Raw genomic sequence first — 24,205 nt, forward strand, 5'->3', positions numbered from 1 at the left:
CGTCTACCTTCGGGCCTCTTCCGCTAAGATATCGCTTGCGATATCAAAGTTCGAATACACGTGCTGCACGTCGTCGTGGGCTTCCAAGGCATCACACAACCGCAGCACGCTCCGGGCCGTGTCGGGATCCTCAATGGGGACGAGGGTCTGAGGAAGGAAAGCAAGGCTAGCGGACTGGATCGGCACATGGGCACTTTCGAGCGCGCGTTGGACCGACTCCAGTTTTTCCACCGGCGTAATGACTTCCCAACCCTCGTCGGAGGCTCGGATATCTTCGGCACCTGCCTCTAAGGCGGCCTCCCAGATCGTTTCTTCAGGGACTTCGCCCCCCTCGATGAGGACAACGCCTCGTTTCTGAAAAAGCCATGCTACGCTGCCCACACCAGCGAGATTCCCGCCATGACGCGCAAAGATGCTTCGGATTTCAGCGGCCGTTCGATTCCGGTTATCCGTAAGTGCTTGTACAAGAATGGCTACTCCGCCCGGGCCGTAGCCTTCGTAGCAAACATCTTCCCATGCCTCGCCTGCCAGTTGCCCGGTGCCTTTCAGGATTGCCCTCTCGATATTTTCCATGGGCATACTTTCGGCTCGCGCAGCCTGGATCGCCCGGCGAAGGCGAGGGTTAAAGTCAGGATCCCCTCCACCAAGTCGCGCCGCCACGGTAATCTCGCGGCTAAGCTTACTAAAAAGCTTACCTTTCCGTGCGTCGGAGATGACTTTGTAATGACGAACCTTTGCCCAGTGACTGTGTCCTGCCATGCCGAAAGCTAATCATGCGTCATTTAGCAAAGATAGCAACTGCAGGGAAGAGCTCCTGCGCGACAAAAGCCCACAAGAGAGAAGAAGTCTTTTTGCAACTTTACGGCTTTGGTGGGTCGGGAGAGCTCGCTGACGCAGTGTGACGGTAAGCGACTCGCACGCAATGGGAATCGCGCTTTCTGTGGGGAACCTTTCCTGCCCAGGTACCCTCTTTGGGAGACTGGCGCCAAGCAAGAGCGAAAAAAAGGGATTTTTTAGGCATAAGGGATCCCCATAAGGTCTGCCTGCCAACGACACCAGTGGCCTTGGGCGATCAACTCCGTTGCGTTAGGAGCCTCGCTCTGGGCCAGCTTCTGGAGAACCGCCCGGGGAGCAATGAGAGCGGGTTCAAGCCCCAGCTTGGCCGCAATCTCGTTGCGCTTGTGCGTAAGGTCGTGAAAACGCTTTTCCCAATGGGGATCCTCTCTGCGATGGTTCAAATCGGACCGGTTAGGGGGTGTCAAAGGTTCTTGGCTCCCTGCGGTAATGGCCGCAACGAGAGCCTCTCGATACCGGTTCCACCGGTGTCTTGGGAAAAGGGTTTCGGGAGGATCTTCCCTGCCTCGTTGCTGGGCCCATTGCGCCAGGGAAAAAAGCTCTTCGTCCCGCGCAATTCGAAAGCGCGGCAGGTCGCGTTTTTGCGCTTCGGTTTCCCGCCATACCCACAGTTTGTGAAGAATGCCAAGTCCCTCTGGCCGGAGGCCTTTGGCTTGAAAAAGTCGTGCTTTCGGGTCCTTGGGAGGAGCCGGGCGACGGACGGTTTGCAAGATCCGTCCGCTGAGTTCCTCGAGCCAGCCCAGCCGTCCGAGTTCTTCCAGGCGTTGCCGAAGTTTTCGGGCGAGGGGTTCCAGGTAGGCGACATCCTGGCAGGCATAGTCCAGCAAGTGAGGGGGGAGAGGTCGCCGGGACCAGTCGGCTTTTTGGGGACCTTTGGAGAGCTTGTGAGAAAAAAATCTCTCGACGAGACTCGCGTAGCCAGCGGGGGTAAGACCGCAGAGTCGTGCAGCGAGCATCGTGTCAAAAATGGATTGCGGGGGTTGGGCACCGGCTCCTAGAAGCATCCGCAAGTCGTAGTCCATCCCATGAACAACCCATCGGAACTTGGCGAGGAACGGCCAGAATTCTCCCAGTTGCTGAGCCGAGAGCGGATCCACTAGCCATGTTTGCTCCCCTTGCCGGAGGGTGATAAGACAAAGCTTCCCTTCGTAGTGGTGAAGACTGTCGGCTTCGGTGTCGATCGCCAGGAGAGCCTGAGGATCCAGTTTTTGAGAAAGAAGTGCCAGGCCACGCTCGTCCTCGATCAGTTTCCAGGGGAACGACGCAGTTTTTGATTTCATCATTCCTCTTTTTTCTCTACAGTACACTCTATCCCATGAGTTACCTATCCCGGATCGAAAAGGTCTACGCCGGTTCCCCCTTATCCCACGATGAAATCCGGCGATATGGCCGGCATCTTATTATGCCGGAAGTGACCGCAAGCGGTCAAAAGAAGCTCAAATCGGCGAGAGTACTGGTGGTGGGGGCTGGAGGCCTTGGGTCGCCCCTTCTTCTCTATCTTGCAGCTGCCGGGGTGGGAACGATCGGGATCGTCGACTTCGATGTCGTAGAAGAATCCAATCTTCATCGCCAGGTTCTCCACAAAACGTCCAACGTAGGAAAGAGGAAGGTCGAATCGGCCAAGGAGGCGATTGCGGAGGTTAACCCTCACGTTGCAGTGGTGACCTACGATATGGCTTTGCGGTCCGGCAACGCTCTGGAGCTATTGCGGGATTACGACGTGGTAGTTGACGGGACGGATAACTTCCCGACCCGGTATCTGGTCAACGACGCGTGCGCACTTTTAGGAAAACCCAATGTTTACGGGAGCATTTTCCGGTTTGAAGGTCAGGCGAGCGTCTTTTGGAGGGGACACGGGCCCTGCTACCGCTGCCTTTTCCCACAGCCGCCGGAACCCGGCACGGTGCCGAGCTGCGCCGAAGGAGGTGTGCTGGGAGTTTTACCTGGGGTCATCGGTGTCATACAGGCGATCGAGACCGTGAAGTTAATCGTTGGGATTGGGGAGCCCCTGATAGGTCGATTACTCGTTTTCGATGCTTTGCGCATGCGATTTGCGGAGTTACGCCTGAGACCCGATCCCAAGTGTCCCCTCTGCGGGGAGGCTCCGACTCTTCGGGAGCTGGTGGATTATGAGGAATTTTGTGGCCTTCGGACCTCCGCTACGGGCCCAAGTGATGGGGGAGAGGAGATGTCGGTTGTGGAACTGAAGGAGGCGATGGAGCGGGGGGAGGACTTTCTTTTGATTGATGTGCGAGAACCTCACGAATATGAGCTCGCTCGCATCCCTGGGTCCCAGCTGATTCCTTTGGGAGAGCTTCCGGCCCGTCTTCACGAGCTGGATGCCGCCAAGCTCGTCGTCGTCCACTGCAAGACCGGTGGACGCAGCGCCCGGGCCTGTCGCTTGTTGCGAGAAGCAGGGTTTCGACGGGTGAAAAATCTCGCCGGTGGCATTGAAGCGTGGAGCCAAACCATTGACCCTTCCGTTCCCAGGTACTAGCCGGCTGGAAAAGGCGCAACGAATGCGTGAACTCGGATGGGCGGGTCCACAGGGCCGATGGTGGGACATCCCTTTCCTTTACCTGAAACGGCGGCCAGGCTGAGGTTCAGGAGATTGGACGGTTTGGCCCGCTTTGTCGTTACTCTTGCTTGGGAGGGGGAAACTTGCTCGAGGGCCTGGGCTTGGGGTTTGTCTCTTTTGTCCCTCACCCTTTTTTGGTTGTGCGTTCTCGCTTACATCCATGACCTGCTACAAAGGGCGTCGTTAGGCAAGAGAAAAGCCTTTCGTCGGGAATGGCTTGCACTGGTCGGCGTTGTCGAAGAAAGGGCCTTGGGAGGAAGCACTTGCGGCGGTAAAGCCTTGGGCAAGCTTACGAGGTGAGGAGAGAAAAGCAAAAAGCTTTATCCATAAGGGCCAATGGTCCCGGGATCCGGAAAAAGAGAGTTGTGGTGCGACAAGGAGGGAATTTTCCCAGCCAGGAAACGAAGGGAGCACGTCAGGGAAGATGGAAAAAAAACAAGGACCGGCTTGCGGTTGATCGCTTCATGGCTTGTTAGTATCGTTTAGAGCGGGTAATCGAATGGCACACGGTTCAATGGCTGGATGTTTGGGTGAAGGAGGGAGACGACCATGGCAGCTGAGCTCATTCTTCCAGAAACGATTGAACAGGAGGACGTAGAATCTAAGGTTCGTGATGCCTTTGAGCGGTTGTGGGGCGTCGTGGTATGGAACGATCCGGTCAATCTCATGAGCTATGTGGTGTACGTCTTTCAGCGGGTACTCAATATGAGTAAACAACTAGCCACGCATCATATGCTGGAGGTGCACCACAAAGGCAAAAGCGTTGTAGCCCGGGAGACGCGTGAAAAAGCAGAGCTCATCGTTCACCAGTTGCAATCCTATGGACTGCAAGCCACTATGGAGCGGGTGTGAGAGTCCGACAGATCGAAGGTAAGCTAGCCTTGGAACTGGAGGGTCCAGAAAAGGAGGCCCTGTGGGTTTCTCTTCTGGCCCTTCGAGACCATTACCGAACGGAGCTGGCCGAGCTTCCTGAGCCCCTGCAACGGTACTGGGTGGGATCGGTGAGCCGTGAGTCTCTCCAGGGGGCAGAGGGGGAAGAAGCCGGCGAACTCCTTAAAGAAACCCGGCTAAGCTGGAGATCGGAGCGGGCAGAGCTGGTGGAACAATGGTTGCAGCGACTCCGGCCGATCCCGGGGACGGGAAGGTCAGGTCTTCTTTTGGAAAAGGAAGAACTCGATATTTTTCTTTCCATCATCAACGATCGGAGATTGACCCTTGCCGTGGAACACGGAATCGGCGAGGAGGAGATGAATCGAAATCCCCTTTGGGTGAGTTCCCGTGCGCTCCAAAGAGCGCTTTGGGAAATCCACTTTCTAGCGTATCTCCAGGAGACACTACTCTCGTTTCTTTCAGGTTCGTAGGGCAGAGAGGGAGACAGGACGGAGTCTCCAGATGTGTTGCACGTATTCTTGGACCGTCCGGTCGCTGGAAAACTTGCCGATCCGAGCTACATGCAGGAGGGATTTGGTTATCCAGCTTTTCCGGTCCACATAGACACGGAAAGCCTCTTCTCGTGTCTGGGCGTAGGCGTCAAAGTCAGCCATCACAAAAAAGGGGTCTCCTTTTTCCAAAAGGGTCTCTCGCAACGGGACCAACCTGTCGGCGGGCTCTCCCGGCAGGAAATCAGGGCTTAGAGTGAGCCAGTCCAGCGCTTCCCGCAACGGCGGGTTTTTCCCATAAACATCCCATGGCGAATATCCTTCCTGTATGAGTTCGGCAATCCTTTCCGCTCGTAATCCAAAAAGGAAGAGATTTTCTTGGCCCACCTCTTCGGCAATTTCAATGTTAGCACCGTCCCAGGTTCCTAAGGTCACCGCGCCGTTTAAGGCCAGTTTCATATTACCGGTGCCGGATGCCTCTCGACCGGCCGTGGAGATCTGTTCGGAAATTTCTGCTGCTGGGATAATCTTTTGCGCTAGCGACACCCCATAATCTGGCAAAAAGACCACCCGCAGTTTTTCGCGGACACGAGGATCTCGTTCGATTTTGTGAGCAACCGCGTGAATTGCTTTGATGATACACTTGGCGATTTCATAGCCTGGGGCTGCTTTTCCCGCAAAAAGGATAAGAACAGGATGCGGGAGGTAATCGGGATTTTCCAGGAGCTTGCGATAGAGAGCGACGATGTGCAGAAGATTCAGATGTTGCCGTTTGTATTCATGGATTCGCTTAATTTGTACGTCCACAGTAGCGTGCTCGTCCACGCGAACCCCGCAGAGTCTTCCAATCAGCTTGGCAAGCTCTTTTTTATTTTGTTCTTTGGCCTTCCAGAAAGCCTCTTGAAATCCTGGGTCCTCAAGAAGGCCTTCCAGCTGCCGTAGCTCTTCCAGATCATGAACCCACCGGTCCCCGATGGCAGCTGTAATGACCTTGGCCAAAGGGGGGTTGGCTAGAAGAAGCCAGGAACGGGGGCTAATCCCATTGGTTTTATTGTGAAACCGCTCGGGGAACATGAGGTGGAAATCTCGAAAGAGCCGATCGCACAAAAGTCTTGAGTGGAGAGCCGAAACGCCATTGACGGCAAAGCTTCCCAGCACGGCCAAGTGCGCCATCCGAACCATTTTGGGAGAACCCTCTTCGATGAGCGAAAGGTTCCTTTTACGCTCCACAACCCCCGGCCATCGTTTTTCTACCTCTTGGAGAAAATGGTGGTTGATCTCATAAATGATTTCGAGGTGACGCGGCAGGACCTTTTCGAAAAGGGGGACGCTCCATTTTTCTAAGGCTTCCGGCAAAAGCGTGTGATTGGTGTAGGCAAAGGTTCGGGTGGTGATCTGCCAGGCTTTCTCCCACGAAACCCCTTCTCGATCCACAAGAAGCCGCATAAGCTCGGCTACAGCTAGAGCGGGATGCGTATCGTTGAGTTGAATGGTTGCCACATCCGGGAGAACTTCCCATTCCTCGTGAAGCCGCCGGAAGCGCCGCAAGATATCCTGTAGGGAGCAAGACACAAAAAAGTACTGCTGGACAAGCCGGAGTTCCTTGCCGCTTTCCGTTTTGTCATTGGGATAGAGGATCTTGGAGATCGTTTCGCAGAAAGTCTTTTCTCGGACGGCTTCAAAATATCCCCCTTGGTTAAACGCTTCTAGATCGAGCTCTTCGGGGGGATGGGAGCTCCAAAGCCGGACGAAATTGACGGTTGGATTTCTGTGGCCTGGTACAGGAAGGTCGTGACCAATCCCAATGATCTCCTTGGTGTGCACCCATCGGGAGTTTCTGGTTTGTTGCCCTTGTTCTAACCTTCCATAGAGGGGCACCTTGTGACTTCGGGACGGACGCAGAATCGTCCAGGGGTCTCCACGCTCTCGCCACTCGTCTGGTTCCTCTATCTGGTGGCCATTCTCAAAGCGCTGCCGGAAAGCGCCAAACTCGTAATAAATCCCGTAGCCGATTGCCGGGTAACCGAGGGTAGCTAGCGACTCCATAAGACACCATGCCAGCCGTCCTAGTCCCCCGTTGCCCAGTCCCATGTCGCGTTCCTCCTCGGAAAGTCTATCTAAATCCAAACCCAGCGTTTCGAGCGCTTCCGCAGCCGTTTCCAGAAGACCTTCGCTGGCCAGGTAGCTTTTGAGGAGTTTCCCTGGGAAATATTCCATGGAAAGGTAGTAGAGGCTTCGGACCCGCCGGCGCTTGTAGGCATCCTGTGTGCGGAGCAGCCGTTCCACAATCCGGTCCCGGACCGCCAGGGCTGTCGCCATCCACCAGTCGCGTAAGCTTGCCCCTTTGGGGGTTCGGGCTAAATGGGCCCGGAGATAAAAGAGAATGGCATCTCGGAAACCTGAAGCCGTTTTTGCTTGAGCAAACACGCTCGGGGAAAGCTGGCCCGTCATGGTTTTATTCTCGTTCTCGAATAAGAAGCACGGATTATACCGCTTTTGTGTGCCTCTCTGGGGTTAAGCTGTCCCCCATTACGTCCTTGGGAGGGTCATGGTGTTTACAGGTTGGGAGTAGCTGGCGCAAGAAAAAAGAACGCCTTCAGCCGTTAGGCCTTGGCCTGCCGACCGGCGAGGTCCTTGCAGCCGGAAGCTCTTGCTGGCATAATCACACTGGGTAAGCCAATTCCAGGCGCTCGTGGCGGAATGGCAGACGCGCTAGATTCAGGTTCTAGTGGGGAAACCCGTGCAGGTTCAAGTCCTGCCGAGCGCAAGAAAACTGAGCTCCCGGTCGGCGAGAAGTCAGTCCCGCGGGGCCGACACTGGATTAGCTCACGGGAGGCATGGGGGTTCAATCGCTCCCCCTTTGGGTTGTTGGGTCGCTCTTCCCTGCTCCTTGAAGAAACAAGTTTTGGGATGCAAGAGCCCCTTGCATAAGGGGATGTGTGGGGTAACGAGGAAACCCGATCCCTTGGGAGCTGGGAGACAAAGCCATAGAGTTCTTCATGGCCGGTGGGCTCCCGGGGAAGAAGGGAATTTTTTTCGAAACATTGAGGGCCCCGGAGGGTCTCTTGTCTCAAAGGGTTGTTGGACCAACATTTTTACGGTCAGGAGAGACTTGCCGGGCTCTGTTTGTGTTACCATGTAGAAGAAGCCAGGCTATGGGTTAGCTTGAGTGCGCGGGTGGGTTAGAAGCCACGGCTTGCTCGCTACCGAGCGCACCCCAAGAGGGGTTTGGGCTCCCTTCCCTCTACCCGCCGGGGTCCATCTAGGTCGGATGCAATCAACCGAAAAGAAGGAATGGGCGAAACGATTCGTGGGATTCGCGGACTAGCTCGATACTTAAAAATCGAACAACGGTGGGCTTGGCGCCTATATGCTCTGGGATATTTTCGGGCTTTTGATCCGGGAACCGGCGAGCTTTACTTTCGAGTGGAAGATGTGGACGAGGGACTGCGGCGGTTACGGGAGGAATTGCACACTCCTCAGGAACGAGCCCTCCGTACCCTTTTTCCCCCTGTAGCTCCGGAAAGGACCAAAGGTCCTGGGAAGCGCCGGGCTCGCCCGGCCGGATAAAGGTTTTGCAGGAAGTGTTTTTTCCCTCATGAGGATTTTTTTCTCTGCCTGGTGTACCCGGAACTGTATTGCCGCGGGAACGCTTTGCACCAGCAAGGTTTTTGGCAAAAGTGGCCCAGATTTCCATGGTTTTCGTCCTTGAGCGAGGCGACCCGAACTGGCTGGGAGAAAAGAGAAGGTGGTGGCCACCGATGTAATAGGGAGGGTTCACGGGGCGGATGAGGAAGCGAAAGTCCGCTCAGGGGCAATGGACCTGCTTTTGGATTAAATTAATATAGCCGTTATACAGGTTCCAAAATCCCCACAAGGCAGCCGCCGGGTGTCTCGGCCAAATGTGAGAAGGGAGGCAGGGAGAATATCCATTTGCCTCTCGAAAAAGAGACTTTTGGGGCAAGGTCTCGGTAGGATCTTCTAGGAAAAAAAACGTCCTTGCTAGTGCGCCAAGGGAACTTTCTGTGGCAGAATTAGGACCCAACGAGGAGCCCCTCCAGGAAAGGACTGGTGGTTCGATCCGGATACGAGGCCTTGCGTGGCTCCTCACTGTTTCCGTGGTCCTCTTTTTATTCCGCTTCGGCATTTTTGTTTTTTCTTCGCGCCAGTTGGAACTCGAAACCCTTCCTCAATGGAATGACAAGGGCATCGGGATCATTGTCACCAATCGGGCGTGGAGGGTCGGACGATTCCTTTTTACCGTGGATCCCTCTTGGAGTGTGAGCACGTGTTTCTTGGTGACCAAGACAGGCGGAGTGCTTACAGCACGCCATGCTGTAGACCGAGCCCTTCGCGATCGGTTTTGTAAGATCTGGGTTCGCTTTAAGTCTACGCCGTGGCTTGCGGCTCGGATCCTCTGGCTGGATCCCGATCAAGATCTGGCTGCCTTGCGAGTAAACCTTCCCTCCCGTTACTTGGAGACGGTCTTTCCTTTAGCTCTTGCTGACTCTGACCTAGCCCTAGCACCGGGAACGGAGGTCAAGCTCGTAGGTTTTCCCCACGCAAAATCCTATGTCCAAGGGTTTCGGTTGATCCGACAGATGGCGGAGCATTCCTTGAGTTACCTTGGAAGATGGGTTCCCGGTCGAAAAGGGGGGAGTGTTTCTGGAGGGCCGGACGTGGAGTTGTTTCGGGGAGCCGGAGGTGCTGGCTTTAGTGGAAGTCCAGTTTTGACCCATTCTGGAAGAGTTGTGGGACTCTACTTTGGCCACCGCGTTGCTGGTGGGCAAGAAGAAGCTGTCGTCGTCCCCCGGGACGCCCTTTGGCGGGCGTTTCGCTTGATACAATCCCAAGGAGAACCGCTGGACAACGCGCCGAGGGGTGTCCCGTTGGGGAAAAGGACAAAAATGCTCGGTGGAGGTTACCGACAGCTAAACCATATAGGGCCATATAAGGCTTGGGATGGGAGCATATCCGAATGAAGGTACATGCGTGGGCCAAGCGGCAGGGTGTTGGCTAGTAAGACGGGTGAGGGGATCGGGAAGGAGGGGCGTTTGCTTGTGCTTGCAGAAGAGTTACCGAGGGGGCGGGGTAATCGTGCATGCGGAGGCGGTGCCATTCGATCGGGTGGTCCTCTACGCGTGGGTGGCGGTAGCGTCGATCAAAAAGCGGATGGAGAGAGGGAATTGGCTTGGGTTCTCTCAATGGGTTCTCAGGGAAACGGTTGCCGATCATCAAGGCCGGCGAGGGGGTCGGCTCGGAGAGACACGGGCATCGGAGAGGGTTCGGGTTAGGCAGATCTCTCATCGGAAGTAGGCGCCATCCGGGTCCGAGGAGCGCGACGGGCTAAGGGGTTTGGGTTTCGCGTATCTGGAGGGAACGTTGGGCGGCATTGGCCAGGCAGGGTCGATCCATCCTGTTGGGGGATGCCAATGAGATGACCGACGATCTTGTGTGCGATCTCCGTGGGGTCATGGTTTCCTTGTGTGCCAGGCTTTACGAGAAGAAAGCCATGCACGAACCGTGCGAAGAACCTGCTCGAAGCGATCACATGGGCAAGCTTGCTCGTTTCCCTTACCAGACGCGGTTTTGCAGGTGACGGTCGGACAGGGGGCGTTGCTTGAATACCCATGCGACGCTCTCCGGGGGGGAGGGAGCCAAGTGTTTTTTGCAGACATGCGGGTTTGTGTGTCCGTTTAACGAGGGCCATTGATCCTTGCTACGGCGGTTTGGCCTGACCGGACGGATAGCTTCATGTTCTCCGGGTCTAAGCTCGAAGGAAAGGTCCATTTCGATCGGGAAGGAGAGCGGATGTGGCCTGCGCTTCTTTGATGGGCATGGTCGACCATGCGCGCCGTCATGGCACAAGTTTTTCCGATAGCGCGGGCCCGGGTCCCCCCTCGCCTTGAGAGGATTGGGTCTCTCGGAACGCGTTATCCGTGCGAGAGGCAGGCGTGCCTCCCACGCAACAGTGGTTAGGTCACCTTCGCCCTACGCGCAAGGAATCCGACAAAACATGTGTAGTCGTTTCTATGGCGGGGAGTTGCAAAAAACTCCAAGCGACGCAAGGAGCGCATCGCCGGTGGGGAGAGGGTCGACTCCCCCTCCTGCGCCTCTGTCCCCGAAAACGCGGGACGGGGACGCCATCTGGACTTTGGCAGTCAAACCCAGGCACGCGAATTGTCCGCAGGACTGTTGGGCTGGCCTCCCGGAGGATCCTCCCTGCTAGGCGAATGGTTCTCTATGGGTGTAGGAACAGTTGTGATCCCTTTCCTCCAACTAGTGGATAACCGGATCGGTTTGCAGGATCTGCAAAGAAAAGGAAGCGCACCGGCCGTTTACTTATCGCTCATGTGCGACAGAAATCTTAAAGCCCGCACCGCCTTAAGCGAAACCACCGTTTCAAGGTATTCGGTGCTTGCCCGACTTCGTTTTGCTTTGGAAAAACGCTAAGCGTTTTGTGCATCGACCGGTTCATCCAGTAGGACCGTGTCTTCATGTTCGTAGGGAGGAGCACAGATGCAAAGGAAGATCAAAAGATTTGTCCCCGTGTTGGTGATCTGGTGAGGCACTCCTGGGGGGATAAGAACCGCTGTTCCGGGTTCCACGGAATCCACCTGGCCCCCAATGCGCATTTTTCCCATGCCCGACAGGATGTAGTAGATCTCCTCACTTGTCCTATGGAGATGGAGTCGTGTGCTCTGTCCTGGGCGGAGTCTTGCTTCGGCCAAGCTTTGGTTTTTCGCGGTCGAATTTCGGTAGGCAACAAGCTCGCGAACTTCTGAACCATCTAACGTCACAAAAGCCCTTAGATCCTGTGTTCGAAATCGTTCCATCATTTCCCCCTAAGACGAACTTTTCCTCCGTGAAAACACCTTTTTGGCTGTAGAAAAGCCACTTCCGGTTCTTCCCAACGCTTGGGCCTTGCCCCAGAGAAAAGTACCCCTGGGCTCGTTCCTGAGCAAAGATTGACTCCTTTTTTGCACCCAAGAGAAAAGTTCTCTGGGAATCGCGTGGCAAAATACCTCGTGGAGTGGAAAAGCTTTCTTCCTCGTCCATTTTTTTCGAGTCCTTGGGACAACCGGGAATTTGGCCTCTTGGTTTTGAAAAGCCTCGACTCAGAAGGAACCCTAGACGGCGCAGGCTATCCCAATTTCCCAAGGGGTTTTCTTTTGTCAGGGGACCCTTGTTAAAGGCCGTTGGTTTACCCCTACCTCAAACTAGTAGCAAACCCTTTGATTTGGCGATCAAAGAAAGCCCGCCGAGCTTTTGCTTTTGGGAAACGTGCCTGGCGATTCCAACTTTTGGGATTCTCCACGTCAGGCTTTTCCGGCAGAACCCTGGTTCTTGGAGCGACACTTATAAGTGGGCTTTTTCGTCCCGGTGGTGGTCCTTTTAGCGGCTATCGCGCCAGAACGTAAGTGAAAAAGAAAAGGTCTTAGTTCTTTTCTTTGTTCTGGTGCCCGAGGGTTTCGTTCCTCCGGTTTTTTTCAGTAAAAATTTTGGTGTCGTCGTTTTTCGAGATTGTTCTTCCATCTAGGCCATCCCACGCAGTCAGTGTTGCGGGGGTCTTTTTATTGTGAGCTCGTCCTACGGAGGTGTGGATCTTTTCATGGGAGCCAAGAGGCCCTTGCCGTGGAATTTCCCTTCTCGGGAAGGAGACTTTTAAGGGTCTTCGGCCTCCGGCATCACCAGGGCAAAGATGAAGTAGAGAAGCAGGGCTGGAAAAAGACCAGTAAAGAGCGCTCCTGTGACCCATAACAGGCGCACAAGCGTTGGATCAATGTCAAAGTATTCTGCCAGCCCCGCGCATACCCCTAGGAGTTTGCGGTTCCGGCTGCGGCATAGTTTTCGGAGAGGTGGTGACACCGTGCAACGGGTTTTTGGTAAAAAAGCCTAACCAGAAAGCCCAAGCAAGCCCGAGGAAAGATCCGTCTAGGATCGGAAACTTGAGGATTCCCAATGCTGTATTCCCGAAGAGGAGAACAGGCCAAGAATACGGGTGGTCATTTGGTTGCACGGAAGATTGCAGGAGATGGTTAGCTTGGAAAATCTCGCTAGCACGCGCCGAGTAAAGGGCTAAGAATGGGAAAGGCCACTTTTCCCTGGTACAAGGGCGCGAAGAGCTCCTAAGGACAATGAGCAAAAGGGAATGGACTTTGATGGGAGAGCGGAGGCAAGGAACTTTTGCGTGCGTGGCCTGCTTTTCGCGGCGGGCGTGGGTCAAGGCGTAAAACGCCGTCCTGCCCACGCCGTTTCGCACCCTGCACTGAGGAGTTGTGTGCAGCTGTGTCCTGAGGACTTGTGAGAGCAGCAGCCACAGGCGTCGAATGCGCCCATGCCCTGCAAAATCTGGGTACCGTCCTTGTCGCGCCGGCCCGGTGAGAGAGGGATTGGCGGTGGCCCAGGATTTTGGTAAAGATCCGCAGTCAGCTCTGGGATGAGAGAACCTTTTATTTGGGTGATACTCTCAATCGACTCTAGACTACTACTAAGAGACATTCTGTTGAGTCCGGCGCCTCTAGAGTTTAGAGGAAACACTCGAAAGCTTTTCAATCGACCGTCCACTTTCTCCCTTGCTTCTTCCTCGAGTTTCCCTCAGCCTTTGCGGTCAAAGGCAAGAAATTGTGAGTCACTCTTGCGGCGGCTGTGATGCTTGGGACAACGGGGCTCAGCAACTTCTGGAGCCGCTCTTGTAGGTTGGGAACCGGCAGGGTAGCCGTCAAAATGAGAATGGGCCCTCCGGATGGGGTTGCGAGCTGCGTCCGGGGTGCCGGTGGTTAGTGGCGCCCGGAGCGTCCGGCGCTATCATCTTCGAGCAAGTCGATGGCCAGTCCCACCGGAACCCTTCCATCGCTTCGGGCCTCCGCAAAGGGTTCTCTTGAGAAGAAACGGGGGGGTTGCCTGCTTAAGCCGAGAGGGTTACAGTGGCCCTTGACATCGCGGCCTCTAGCGAGCTCAAACGCACGCTATTAAGGCGCAGTTTAAGTTGAGGAGAGATGGAAAAATGTCCACCTTGCCTCCTGCATCCACTCTAAAGGAAGCCTATGCCAATCTAGATCCTCTCCGCCCCTTGTCGGGGGATTGGCTAAAGGCTTTTTACGTGGACCGTCCACCGGAGAGTCGCGTGGAGACCCTGCTGGACGAACTGCGACTGGATCCTAGGGAGGACGACAAGAGCCTCTTTTCCGGCCAGCAGGGGTGCGGGGAGACCACGGAGCTTCATCGCCTCATTGAGGCACTTAAGAGCGACCATGTTCCCGTGTATGTTAGTGTCGAGGAAGAACTCAATCTTGCAGATGTACACTATACCGATCTACTCGTTATTCTCGGGTTGAAAGTTTTCAAAGAAGCCGAAAAAAAAGACATTCCTGTCGATTCCCAAAAACTCCAAAACCTCCACTTCTGGTACGAGAAGAAGATTCTGGAGCGGGTCGAGAAGCAGCAGTGCCAAACAGACACCAGCGTCAATGTGAACCTGGCTCTGTTCACAATTGGCTCCCGGCTGGCCAAGGAAAGCCCTTTCCGGCAGCATGTGCGGGCGCAAACCGAGGCCAACCTCTCGGACCTGCTAGAGCGCCTCAATGATTTGTTGACCGACTTCCGCAAGCAGTTCGGCCGCCGCATCCTCATCGTGGTGGATGGGCTGGACAAAATCTACGACCTAGATCAGGCGGCCGGGCTATTCCTCAACGGTGCCAATGCGCTGATTTCACCGGCCTGCCGGGTTATCTACACGCTACCTTACCCACTTTTCTACCGAGATGACTTCCAGCAAGTGCGCCAGCAGTTCCACCGCAACTTCCTGCTGCCTAACGTCAAGACGCGACAGTCCGATGGCACCCCGTATGAAGCGGGTCGGAAGATGCTGAAAGAGCTCATCCTCAAGCGGATGGAAGAGAAACTAATCACTCCCGAGGCCTTGGATATCCTGGTCGATGCTTCAGGTGGTCTGTTGCGGGAACTCCTGCGCCTGGCGCGGGGTGCAGTGACTTCGGCGTGTCACCGGAACAATGCACGGATCACCTGTGAGGACGTACAGTGCGCCTTCCAGGAGATTCAGAACAGCTTCCGTCGCATCTTGAAGGTAGAAGACTACCAGCATTTATGGCGGGTGTATGAGACAAAGCGTTTGGATGAAGTGCCTTCCTTGGCGGGGAACCGGTTGTTACGGAACATGAGCGTGTTAGAGTACAATGGGGAGACCTGGTGGGACCTTCATCCAGCAGTTCGGGCGCTCTTGGAAAAAACGCCCGCCGGAAGCGGAGGGGGAATAACCCGTGGCTAAACCTGCGAGTGTCGAGGCCGACGAGAGCTCGGCACCCCTTGCGTGGTTCCGGGAGGCTTTAACTCTCTTGGAAGGAGCCGCGTTCTTTTTCGTCGTAGATCCGGCCGGCGGGCCACCAGTGAAGGGGAAGGAGGCGCTGGGCCGCATCCTTGGCGGTCGGCCTCTGGTGGAGGTTAGAGTCTCTCCGGAGGCGCCTCTGGATCTGAACGCGTTGAAGGAGCAGCTGGAACAGAATCGCGGGTCGGTCGTTCTACTGGATGCGGTCGATTTGGAATGGGCTGACCTGGAGGTGAGCCTTGGGGGAACGCTGGCCGAACGGGTCGAAAGGGCCCAACGGGTGCTTCAGGACCTGAACATGAAGCGCGACGCCCTGGCCCGATTGGGGGCACCTGTGGTGTTCTGGGTCACTCCGGCCGGGTTGCGGGCCTTTAGCCTTTGGGCGGCGGATCTCTTTTCTGCCAACAGCGGAGTTTTCGAGATCGCTCCTGCGCCCTCACCGTCAGAGGGAGACCTCTTGTGGGAACCATGGATCCCAGCCAGCCGTCATCGGAACCTGCCTGAGGCCGAAGTGCGCGGCCGAATCCGTTTCTATGAACGCCAGTTGGAGGGAGAGGCTCGCAAACGGACCCCACATCGTCCCCTGCTAGCTGGCCTGCACACGGAATTGGCCTTCCTTTATGGGCAACTTGGGGATCACCTTCGCGCACTGGAACACCAGCAAAAGGCGGTAAACCTGCACCGCGAATTAGCCGAGGAGAACCCTCAGGCTTTTCTTCCCAGCCTGGCGACGAGCCTCAATAACCTTGGGACCTACCTTTCCGCTTTGGGCCAACGGGAGGAGGCACTTGCAGCCACACAGGAGGCCGTAGACCTCTACCGGAAACTGGCCGCCCAGAACCCTCAGGCTTTCCTCTGCCACTTGGCCAGCAGCCTCACCAACTTGGGCGGAATGTTCGCTAACCTAGGTCGGTGGCAAGAGGGGCTCGCAGCCACACAGGAGGCTGTGCAACTCTACCGAAAACTGGTCATGGACAACTCCCAGGCCTTTCTCCCTGACCTGGCCATGAGCCTCACCAACCTTGGCACTATGCTGGCCAACTTGGGCCGGCGGGAGGAGGCACTGGCGGTCGTCCAGGAGGCGCTGGGTATCCGCCACAAACTGGCCGCCCAGAACCCTCAGGTTTTTCTTCCTGCCCTGGCCGCGAGCCTCGCCACCCTGGGCAATACCCTGGCTAAGCTGGGCCGGTGGTGGGAGGCGCTTGAACCCACTCAGCAGGCCGTAGATTTCTACCGGAAACTCGCTTCACAGAACCCTCAGATTTTTCTTCCTGCCCTGGCCGCGAGCCTCAAGAACTTAGGCACCACGCTCGTTAACCTAGGACGTGGCCAGGAGGCACTTGCAGCTACACAGGAGGCCGTAGACCTCTTGCGGAAACTCGCTTCACAGAACCCTCAGGTTTTTCTTCCCGCCCTGGTCGCGAGCCTCACCACCCTAGGCACCGCGCTGGCCAAGCTGGGCCGGAAGGAGGAGGCAGCGGCGGTGGCCCAGGAAGTTGAGAAGGTCCGCAGCCAGCTGGCATAAGAGATCCCTGAGAAGCTCTTTCCGTGCTGGGCTAGTAGTCTCAATAGATTGAGAGATTCTTCGTGTTGATAGAACTTCTATTTAGTCCGGCGTGTTCTCGCTTAATTTCGACACTGTTTGAAGGTAAGTGACTGTAGCCGAGCGAATGAATGGTTTTGTCCTGCCCACGTGCTCGATCCCTTTCGGCCCCCGAGAAACAAGGGGAAGCAGGGCCATTTTTTTCGAATCGTTCGTTTCCTTCTTTACGTATTTCGCAAAGCATTCGGCGCTCAAATGTGCCTTTAGAGAAAAGTCGCGCTTACCCGGGTAACTTAAAAGCGACGAAGGGTTTAGGAAATTTCCTCCGTCGAAGCCTTTCGAGATCGATTGGCTTCGGAGGCGGGGGGTAAGCCTGTAGGCCAAAAAAGATCTGGATGGAAGTGCGGATTCGGGTCGTCGCCCCGGCCAGGGATTCACGGAACGGACTTCTAGGAAGCTTTTGAGCTGGCAAAAGGCCCGATTCAAACCTCGGCGAGTCGCTTCGGAATGAGTGAGGATCTCTCCGGGGGAAGCTTCCGGCGGGGAGAGACGGGGCTGCACCAGATATTATCTCTCGATCGCTTCCCTTTCTGGGGTCCGCTACTCTTTTTACGTTTCCACCCGAAGCGGGCCTCAGGGTCGACCCCGTACAACGAAGTATGGATCGGCTCGGAGGCAAAAGAGCGCTCCAATGGACCGGGCTCCCCAGTGTGAGCGGATCGGCTTTTTTCGCGATCGTTTTGGGAATTTCGGCCAATCCCTCCTTAGGAGAAGCCACCCAGCTTTTCCGTCGGGCTCCATTGCTCAATGCGTGGCCATTTTCCTCCGGCAATGACCTATCTAATGCCATTGCCGTTCGCCTCGATCACTTGACTCCGGCGGGTAAGCCAAGGCCACCGATCTTTTGGGAAGATCGCGAGAATACCTCTTGGAGCTTGGCCTCGCTTGGCTCAAGCAAAGATACGCAAGCCTCCCCTCTCCTTCGAGCGCCTACAAGTTCCACCGGCTTTTTGCTTCCTCTCTCAAGAACAAAGGTTTTTCTTTTCTTGGATCTCCAACGGTCCTTGGAACGTCACGAGTAAGCCCAGAAGAGTCTTCAAATCCGCCCGGGCTTCAGCAGGAAATCTTTGCAAGAAAACCGGAACTCCTTCAGCATGCGAAGCAAGGAAGAAGAAGCAGAGGCCTCTACTGCGTCTGGGGGTTACTGGCCAGCGAAAGACCACGAGCTTTAAAGGTTGGCGTGATGCTCCCGGATCCGGAAAGGTAAGAGTCCCAAGGGGAAGGCCAAGAGCCACTACTCCACGTACTGTTTTTCACGGCACCCTCCTTTTAGCGCGTTCATTGGGACGATCGCTTGGGACACAAATGTACCTTTCGCTCCAGGGTCTCCTTCAGGGGACCTTCTTCCGATGCCTTGACTCGGAGAGAAGTCTTCGCTACGAGAGGGCGAAGGGGACACCTTCTTACATGTCGAGGTCAGCCTGGCGTCCCCAGATCCCGAAAAGCAATCCCTCCGGGCTACCGGGATTGGGTGTTCGCAGGGGTCCACACGGCGAGAATGGGTCCCATTGGACCCCTTTCTTTCCAGATGCCTAGGGGAAGAGAGTAGATACTCGAAATGGAACCGTCCAGGTAGAGTGCTTCCCGGCAGGAAAAATTCTTGCGAAAGATGAGAGCAAACTCATAGAGCGTCACCGGGGTTTCGGTAATAACGAAAACGACCCGGTGGCGATCGAGCAGGCCCACTCCATTTCGTATGTAGCGCGAGCGGCTGTGCATGGGGATTGCAGGGGTTATTTCTCCGTGGTGCACTAAAAGAGGACCGGATTGAGTAGCCCAAAGGAAATCCGCTTGCTTGGCCTCCATTTCTTCGGAAGGGCCAATCCAAGCTTGCCAGCGATTCCAGGCCAACACGCCGTTGGGTTTGAGATAAAAATTCCCAAATCCTTTCCTTTGATTGAGCTTCACAAGCTCTTTGCCCCCCTCTACGTACCAACCGACCGGAGAAAGATCCGGTTCGTACATGCCTCCATTTGTGGCAAAAAGAACCTTTTTGCCTTGAGCCTCTAGGTAATGGAAGAGGCTGTGGAAAGAGCCAAAGGGTTGCCCGGCCGGATTTTTCCAGAAAAGTTCCAGGCGGTCCTGGGAAAGTTCTACCACGCAGTGGATTGCCGTTCCAAAAGGGAGAGGTTGGCTTGAACAGGAGAGCGCCCTGGCGGGCAAGGGCAAAGCAGCCAAAAAACTAGCGCCCATAAGTGCCACCTTTTGGCCCGTGCTTGCCGAATAAAAGAGGGAGACTCTTCTCTTGGGGTTCTTTTTTCGATTTGGGCGCCCATGGGGTGTAGAGATAGCCATCGATATCCCTGTGGAAAAACTCAGTCCCGAGCTTCTCGGATCGCTGTCCTTTTTACACTCCAACCAGGCCTCGGTAAATCCTGGCCCACCGGGCGCGTGCTGCCTGTAAAAGGAGGGTTGCTTCGGGTAAAGTGAGCCACCGGCCGGCGACAAAGTATACACCGGCCGCCGTGACAACGGTGGTGAAAAGACTCAGTGCAAGGGAGTAACCGTGTCGCGTTTGAAGAACCCAACCATGTTCGAGCGCATAAGCGACGATGGTGCATGCTGCGGCTGCCAGGGAAAGCTTAAGGGAGAAAGTGCTCCAGCCCTTTTGGTTTTCGGTAGCGACTTCCCGGGGGAGAGCTCTCCAGAGTTGCCAGCAGTTGAGGGTCGCCACGGCTGAGGTCGAAAGAGCCAGTCCCAGATGCCCGAGATGGAGCAGGTGCATAAAGATCCAATTAAGAAGAAAATTGATGGTGATACCGATGAGCGAAACTCGCAGCGGAATTTGGGGGAGATCCAAGGCGTAAAAGCAGGGACTTAAGACCTTGATCGCTGCGTAGCTTGAAAGTCCTAAAGCGTACACTTGAAGTGCCCCTGCTGTTTGGAGGGTATCGTCAGCTGTAAACCTGCCGTGCTGGTAGATGAGTCGAACAAGTGGTTCTGCCAGGACGGCAAGGCCGAGGGAGGAGGGAACCGTCAGAAAAAAAGCCAATCGAAGGGATTCTCTTACCCGGCGCCCGAAGGAGGGGAAATCGGCCCGAGATTGGTCCCTGGCTACAGCGGGAAGGGTTACGGTGGCAATCGCGACTCCGAAGACCCCAATGGGGAATTGCATCAAGCGGAAGGCACAGGATAGCCAGGACCGAGCTCCGTTGATCTGGCTGGCAAACGCTCCGTTGACAAGGACATTGATCTGCACGGCTGCGCCGGCCAACAGTGTAGGCAGCATGAGCTTCCAGATTTCTTGGAGATGCGGATCGTTCCAGGTGGTATCCCATCGGTAGCGATACCCAAGCCGGGAAAGGGGGGGGACTTGGATCGCCAGTTGAGCCAGGCCCCCCAGAAGCACTCCGAAACAGACTCCATAGAGGGCCCGTGGGCCAAAGCGCGGATGAAAGGGTTCGTTTTGGGGATCGAAAAGGTAAGCCAAAAGAACCCCTAGCAGGACCGAAACGATGTTAAAGGCGGTTGATGCACTGGCTGGCGGACCGAAGACCGAGCGAGCATTAAGGATACCCATTGCCGAAGCTGCCAGCGAAACCAAGAGAATGAAGGGAAAAAGGATACGGGTAAGGACAATGGTGAGCTCCAATTTTCCGGGTACAGACGAAAATCCGAAGTTGGTGATCCAGACGAGTGCTGGGGCGCTTAGGATACCAAGCAACGAGACGAGTGCCATGAAGGTGAACAGGGCCGAAAAGAGCCGATTGGCGAGCTTCCAGGATGCTTCGGATCCTTCCTTTTCCCACGTCTTGGCAAAAACGGTGGTAAAAGCTGTCGACAGCGCCCCTTCGGCAAAAAGGTCGCGCAAAAGATTGGGGATTTGAAAGGCGGCTAGATAAGCGTCGAGGAGCTTGCCAGCTCCAAACATGGCGGCAAAGACAAGCTCGCGGAGGAGTCCAAAAACGCGAGACAGGGCTACGGCGGCACTGACTAGTGCAGCGGCTCGATGGGTGGAGAGCTCTTCCTTCATGGACATCCCTAGGCAAGCAGAGGCAACGCAAGCTCGATGACCCTCTGGGGTGGGATCGCTTCCATGCAGCGCAACCCGATCGGGCACTCACGACGGAAACAAGGGCTGCAGGGTATTTTTTCCTGAAGAATCCAGGTTTGGGAACCCAGAGGGCCGCTTTTTTGTGGATCGGTAGATCCAAAGATCGCAATCGTCGGGACCTGGAGCGCGCTAGCGGCATGCATGGCTCCGCTATCGTTCGAGATGACTAGATCGCAAGAGGCAAGATAGTTCAAAAATTCGCCCAAGCTGGTTTGGCCTCCGAGATTATGGGCCCCGGGGCACAACCGAGCAACCTCATCGCACACGGGCGCATCCCTTGGACTGCCCAGTATCCATAGGGTACAGGGGAGGGATTGGAGTAGGGCGTTTCCTACGGCTGCAAAGGAGCGGGCCGGCCAGCGTTTGGCGGGTCCGTACTCGGCGCCGGGACACAGAGCAATGCGGCGCTTTGACCGGTCTCGAGGAAAAAGGGGGGGGAGACGGAGACGCGGCAAGGAAAGGTCTTGGGGAATGCCAAAAGGGCGCAGGAGTTCGATGTATTCCCAGGCCAGATGCCTGCGCTTGGGCTGGGGAGGGAGAGGGAAGGAGGTAGAGTAAAACCAGCGATTCCATCGCCGGGCGCGCCCGTAGATCCAAGGAATTCCGGCTAATCGTGCTTGGAGAAGGCAGCGCTCGGATTGGGTGAAAAGAATGGTCGCAGCAAACCGGTAGGATCGTAGCTGACGCGCCGTTGCCCACACATCCTTGGGACGCTGGAGCCGGACTACGCCGTTGACAAACTCGCACGCGTCCCAGAGGGCTGCCAGCGGTTCTGGGGAGGCTATCCAGAGGGGTTGGTCACCAAGAAAAGCTTTTAGGTTCCAAAGCGCCGGGAGGGATAGGATAGCATCTCCGAGCCAGTTGGGCGTTCGGATCACAAGGGGCAAGGGAAAAGAACAAGGTTTCATGGGAAAAAAGGGCTGGGAAGGACGCTCGTAACTGGTATTCCGCAGGGAAAGGGGTTTTCCTGGTGGTATTCCCGAGAGTTTCGGGAAAAGAGAAAGCCAGACGGAGTCACGACAAGGAAACAACCGCGGTTGCGTTGGGGTTCTTTGCCTCTTCGGTCCTTTGTATCTGAGATCGCCCAGGACCTTGGATGGCTCGTTGCAGCCGTCTTTCTAGCTCCTCAGCTCCTCGCAAAAATTCGATCTCGACCCGCAAAAAATACAGGGGCAGTGGAGGACGAACAGGAAGGGCAGGGATCCGGACGGCGTCTTTTTCCGTGGTAATGACGGCTTTGGCTAGCCTGGCACGGCTTCTTTCGAGCACCCGCTGGATCTCGGCGGGGGTAAAGCGATGATGATCTTCAAACCGGCGGGAATAGACAAGGGTAGCTCCGAGGCGTCGCAAACCATTTTCAAAGCTTTCCGGACGGGCGATACCGGATACGGCCCCCACTTTGAGACCTTGGAGGAATTCTAGGGGTCGGCGAATCCCCGTAAAAACTTCTTCCAGGTATCGTGGACGATGCACGCATTCGACAAAAGGGGCATGGGGATTGAGCCGGCGAAGCTGGGCTTTGAGCGCGGATAGGTCGTTCCCCTCACACTTGGTCAGAAAAAGGACATCGGCTCGTTGCAGCGCTTTGGGAGGTTCTCGTAGCATCCCCCTGGGCAAAAGTTTGCCATTCCCAAAGGGGCTTTCCGTATCGATCAGCACAAGGTCCAACCGTTCCTTGAGAGGCAAGTACTGAAACCCGTCGTCCAAGACAAGCGTATCTACGTCAAAGTGCCGGATGGCGTACTTTCCGCTTAAGACTCGATCCGGGCTAACCAGGACCACAACGTTGGGAAGGTTCCTGGCGAGCATGTAGGGCTCGTCCCCGGCCAGTTCTGAGTCCAACAGGACATGCCGCCCGTCGCTAACGACCCTGGGGGGGTCAGACGGCCTTCCTTGGAGTTTTTCTTTGAGCCGCTGGAAAAAGGGGGGTCGTCGACTTTTGTAGCCACGGCTCAAGATGGCAACGCGACGTCCTGCACCCGTCAAATCCCTGGCTAGCTTCTCGACGATCGGGGTTTTGCCGGTCCCGCCCACCGTGAGGTTGCCTACGCTAATGACGAGGCATCCCAAGGGGTGGCTTTTGCAGAGACCTTTCTGGTACAACCAGAGTCGAAAGGAGACGCCCCATGAGTACAGGATCGAAAGAAACCCTAGGAACCATCGCAAAAGGGTAGCCCGGTGACCCCAGCGGCGTTCTGAAATCACCTCAATCGCGAAACGTTCCAGCGCTTCAATAACCTTTTTCATGGGCTGCTTTCAATAGCTAGCCCCCTATTGTGTCCTTCTCTTGCCCGAAGGTCAAAGACGCCGTGGAGGGAAGAGCGAAGCTTTTCCGTGAGACCTGTGTCGTCGGCCGCTTGACTCCGCTTGTAGTGTTTACCCCATTAAATCTGGGCGTGCAAATACGCATCGATCTAGGATCGTTGGAGGCGGGTAAAGGTGAGGATCCTGGGCCAGTGTTAGGGGAACGTACTTGCGGGCCTCTTCGCTGACGACAGCGAGGCGGTTTTCCGAGGCTAATCGAGCGGCTCGCTTGGGCTCACTGGCTGCCTGCACAAAAGAGGCAGCCGTTTCGGGGGCCGGAGAGTTTGAGGCAACTGCCCAGTGGTAGAGACTGATCCAGCTTCCTTCTTTTGGCACCAGAAGCTTCCAGGCGGCTTGAGGGGAAAGGCCGAGTTCTAGAAGCGATATCTCATCCACAGCAATGGGTAAATCGACTTCGGCCGCCTTCTTTTGCCATTGTCGTACGGTTGTTTCCAAGGTTTCCTTGGGCCGGCCGTAGAGGGCAAGGTAAAGGGCTTGGGCCAGTATCGCATCTTGAGGTGGGCGAAACTGGAGCCCGAAACGTCGCAGATCCTTCCAGTGTTCCAGGGGAGGAGAAACTTTGTCGGGGCGATAGGCAATTCCCAACGGGCACCACCCAAAAGGCCAAGCGAACCGGTTGTACGGATCAAAGTAGTGCTGGACAAAAAGCGAGTTGACCGGTGGCGGGTGGGCTCGGAACGAACGGGGTAGGGGTCGCAAAAGAGCGAGTTTTCGCCAGCGCCACACTTCTCGATCCGTCAGGGTGTATAGGTCCCAAGGTTCCTTGCGAGCCTGCTCGAGAAGCGCTTCCCCGGTCGGCACGGATCGTAGCGCAAGGGAAACTCCCAGGACGGCTTCCAGTTCCGAAAGAAGCTCGGTAGGGAAGCGAATCCGGCAGAGGATGCGGAGCGAGGATCGGGGAGCCGGTGTGGGCGAGGGGAACTGGGGTTCTGGTAAAGGCTCAGCCTGCATGCAAAAAACACTCCCTTCCCTTTTGAGGGCAGGCCAGGCGATGCTCAAGCCCAAAACGATTGGCCTGGGAAGGCCGGTGTCGCACAAGCCGTGGGAAACGTTCCGCGCGACGCCC

19 protein-coding genes and 1 tRNA gene are annotated in these 24,205 nt (G+C 55.9%); 10 read left to right on the plus strand and 10 right to left on the minus strand.

The annotated features are described in order from the left end of the window. Nucleotides 1-3 precede the first annotated feature (3 nt). Nucleotides 4-759: a YebC/PmpR family DNA-binding transcriptional regulator gene (locus tag KK925_RS02925; protein ID WP_174582899.1), complete on the minus strand. Its 756-nt coding sequence runs from the start codon at nt 757-759 to the stop codon at nt 4-6. A 254-nt stretch (nt 760-1,013) separates the two neighbouring features. After that, nucleotides 1,014-2,138, minus strand: coding sequence for a ribonuclease D (locus KK925_RS02930; RefSeq protein WP_174582900.1), 1,125 nt, complete (start codon nt 2,136-2,138; stop codon nt 1,014-1,016). 32 nt (nt 2,139-2,170) lie between these two features. On the opposite strand from KK925_RS02930, the gene moeB reads away from it, so the two are divergent. The 3 genes from moeB (at nt 2,171) to KK925_RS02945 (ending at nt 4,794) form a co-directional block, all read left to right on the plus strand. After that, nucleotides 2,171-3,352 (plus strand): molybdopterin-synthase adenylyltransferase MoeB, encoded by a 1,182-nt coding sequence (gene moeB / locus KK925_RS02935; protein WP_174582901.1) that lies wholly within the window; start codon nt 2,171-2,173, stop codon nt 3,350-3,352. 630 nt (nt 3,353-3,982) lie between these two features. Further along, a complete protein-coding gene (clpS, locus tag KK925_RS02940) occupies nt 3,983-4,285 on the plus strand; it encodes an ATP-dependent Clp protease adapter ClpS (RefSeq protein WP_174582902.1) in 303 nt (100 codons plus the stop codon). Further along, nucleotides 4,282-4,794, plus strand: coding sequence for a DUF2017 family protein (locus KK925_RS02945; RefSeq protein ID WP_174582903.1), 513 nt, complete (start codon nt 4,282-4,284; stop codon nt 4,792-4,794). The genes clpS and KK925_RS02945 overlap by 4 nt, the downstream gene beginning before the upstream one ends. Here KK925_RS02945 and KK925_RS02950 read toward each other — a convergent pair. Next, nucleotides 4,783-7,263 carry a glycogen/starch/alpha-glucan phosphorylase gene (locus KK925_RS02950; protein WP_174582904.1) on the minus strand — a complete coding sequence of 827 codons (2,481 nt, stop codon included), beginning with the start codon at nt 7,261-7,263 and terminating at the stop codon, nt 4,783-4,785. The genes KK925_RS02945 and KK925_RS02950 overlap by 12 nt on opposite strands. A gap of 235 nt (nt 7,264-7,498) precedes the next feature. Between KK925_RS02950 and KK925_RS02955 the strand changes: the two genes are divergently transcribed. The 5 genes from KK925_RS02955 to KK925_RS02975 all read left to right on the plus strand — a co-directional run bounded on the left by KK925_RS02955 (nt 7,499) and on the right by KK925_RS02975 (nt 10,411). After that, nucleotides 7,499-7,579 (plus strand) — tRNA-Leu (locus KK925_RS02955). 527 nt (nt 7,580-8,106) lie between these two features. Further along, nucleotides 8,107-8,382, plus strand: a complete 276-nt coding sequence (locus KK925_RS02960; protein ID WP_174582905.1) for a hypothetical protein — start codon at nt 8,107-8,109, stop codon at nt 8,380-8,382. Between the two features lie 455 nt (nt 8,383-8,837). After that, nucleotides 8,838-9,794 carry a S1 family peptidase gene (locus KK925_RS02965; RefSeq protein ID WP_174582906.1) on the plus strand — a complete coding sequence of 319 codons (957 nt, stop codon included), beginning with the start codon at nt 8,838-8,840 and terminating at the stop codon, nt 9,792-9,794. 82 nt (nt 9,795-9,876) lie between these two features. Continuing rightward, a complete protein-coding gene (locus tag KK925_RS02970; protein ID WP_174582907.1) occupies nt 9,877-10,128 on the plus strand; it encodes a hypothetical protein in 252 nt (83 codons plus the stop codon). Nucleotides 10,129-10,204: 76 nt separating this feature from the next. Beyond that, the gene (locus tag KK925_RS02975) at nt 10,205-10,411 is read left to right on the plus strand and encodes a hypothetical protein (protein ID WP_174582908.1); all 207 of its coding nucleotides are present in this window, start codon (nt 10,205-10,207) and stop codon (nt 10,409-10,411) included. 850 nt (nt 10,412-11,261) lie between these two features. Here the strand turns inward: KK925_RS02975 and KK925_RS02980 are convergent. Continuing rightward, nucleotides 11,262-11,612: a cupin domain-containing protein gene (locus tag KK925_RS02980; RefSeq protein ID WP_214096244.1), complete on the minus strand. Its 351-nt coding sequence runs from the start codon at nt 11,610-11,612 to the stop codon at nt 11,262-11,264. An 865-nt stretch (nt 11,613-12,477) separates the two neighbouring features. Continuing rightward, entirely contained in the window at nt 12,478-12,681 is a 204-nt protein-coding gene (locus tag KK925_RS02985) for a PspC domain-containing protein (RefSeq protein WP_174582910.1), read from the minus strand. 1,258 nt (nt 12,682-13,939) lie between these two features. On the opposite strand from KK925_RS02985, the gene KK925_RS02990 reads away from it, so the two are divergent. After that, nucleotides 13,940-15,100, plus strand: a complete 1,161-nt coding sequence (locus KK925_RS02990) for a hypothetical protein (protein ID WP_174582911.1) — start codon at nt 13,940-13,942, stop codon at nt 15,098-15,100. Beyond that, the gene (locus KK925_RS02995; protein WP_174582912.1) at nt 15,093-16,682 is read left to right on the plus strand and encodes a tetratricopeptide repeat protein; all 1,590 of its coding nucleotides are present in this window, start codon (nt 15,093-15,095) and stop codon (nt 16,680-16,682) included. Before KK925_RS02990 ends, KK925_RS02995 begins: the two co-directional genes overlap by 8 nt. 1,536 nt (nt 16,683-18,218) lie before the next feature. On the opposite strand, the gene KK925_RS03000 is transcribed toward KK925_RS02995, so the two are convergent. The 5 genes from KK925_RS03000 to KK925_RS03020 form a co-directional block, all read right to left on the minus strand. Further along, complete coding sequence (locus KK925_RS03000) at nt 18,219-18,953, minus strand: phosphodiester glycosidase family protein (RefSeq protein ID WP_174582913.1); 735 nt, start codon at nt 18,951-18,953, stop codon at nt 18,219-18,221. Nucleotides 18,954-19,107: 154 nt separating this feature from the next. Further along, nucleotides 19,108-20,733: a murein biosynthesis integral membrane protein MurJ gene (gene murJ / locus KK925_RS03005; protein WP_236027825.1), complete on the minus strand. Its 1,626-nt coding sequence runs from the start codon at nt 20,731-20,733 to the stop codon at nt 19,108-19,110. 8 nt (nt 20,734-20,741) lie between these two features. Then, on the minus strand, nt 20,742-21,722 hold the full coding sequence (gene waaF, locus KK925_RS03010; RefSeq protein ID WP_174582915.1) for a lipopolysaccharide heptosyltransferase II: 981 nt from the start codon (nt 21,720-21,722) through the stop codon (nt 20,742-20,744). A gap of 106 nt (nt 21,723-21,828) precedes the next feature. After that, nucleotides 21,829-23,061 (minus strand): tetraacyldisaccharide 4'-kinase, encoded by a 1,233-nt coding sequence (lpxK, locus tag KK925_RS03015; RefSeq protein WP_174582916.1) that lies wholly within the window; start codon nt 23,059-23,061, stop codon nt 21,829-21,831. A 129-nt stretch (nt 23,062-23,190) separates the two neighbouring features. Then, nucleotides 23,191-24,090, minus strand: a complete 900-nt coding sequence (locus tag KK925_RS03020; RefSeq protein WP_174582917.1) for a type 2 periplasmic-binding domain-containing protein — start codon at nt 24,088-24,090, stop codon at nt 23,191-23,193. Between the last annotated feature and the right edge of the window lie 115 nt (nt 24,091-24,205).

This window comes from Candidatus Methylacidithermus pantelleriae, assembly GCF_905250085.1.
Taxonomy (GTDB): Bacteria; Verrucomicrobiota; Verrucomicrobiia; order Methylacidiphilales; family Methylacidiphilaceae; genus Methylacidithermus; species Methylacidithermus pantelleriae.

Bases quoted from the DNA above. Each gene is read 5' to 3' on its own strand.
- KK925_RS02925 (WP_174582899.1), bottom strand. From the start codon at position 759: ATGGCAGGACACAGTCACTGGGCAAAGGTTCGTCATTACAAAGTCATC.
- KK925_RS02930 (WP_174582900.1), bottom strand. From the start codon at position 2,138: ATGATGAAATCAAAAACTGCGTCGTTCCCCTGGAAACTGATCGAGGAC.
- moeB (WP_174582901.1), top strand. From the start codon at position 2,171: ATGAGTTACCTATCCCGGATCGAAAAGGTCTACGCCGGTTCCCCCTTA.
- clpS (WP_174582902.1), top strand. From the start codon at position 3,983: ATGGCAGCTGAGCTCATTCTTCCAGAAACGATTGAACAGGAGGACGTA.
- KK925_RS02950 (WP_174582904.1), bottom strand. From the start codon at position 7,263: ATGACGGGCCAGCTTTCCCCGAGCGTGTTTGCTCAAGCAAAAACGGCT.
- KK925_RS02960 (WP_174582905.1), top strand. From the start codon at position 8,107: ATGGGCGAAACGATTCGTGGGATTCGCGGACTAGCTCGATACTTAAAA.
- KK925_RS03000 (WP_174582913.1), bottom strand. From the start codon at position 18,953: ATGGGCGCTAGTTTTTTGGCTGCTTTGCCCTTGCCCGCCAGGGCGCTC.
- murJ (WP_236027825.1), bottom strand. From the start codon at position 20,733: ATGAAGGAAGAGCTCTCCACCCATCGAGCCGCTGCACTAGTCAGTGCC.
- waaF (WP_174582915.1), bottom strand. From the start codon at position 21,722: ATGAAACCTTGTTCTTTTCCCTTGCCCCTTGTGATCCGAACGCCCAAC.
- lpxK (WP_174582916.1), bottom strand. From the start codon at position 23,061: ATGAAAAAGGTTATTGAAGCGCTGGAACGTTTCGCGATTGAGGTGATT.
- KK925_RS03020 (WP_174582917.1), bottom strand. From the start codon at position 24,090: ATGCAGGCTGAGCCTTTACCAGAACCCCAGTTCCCCTCGCCCACACCG.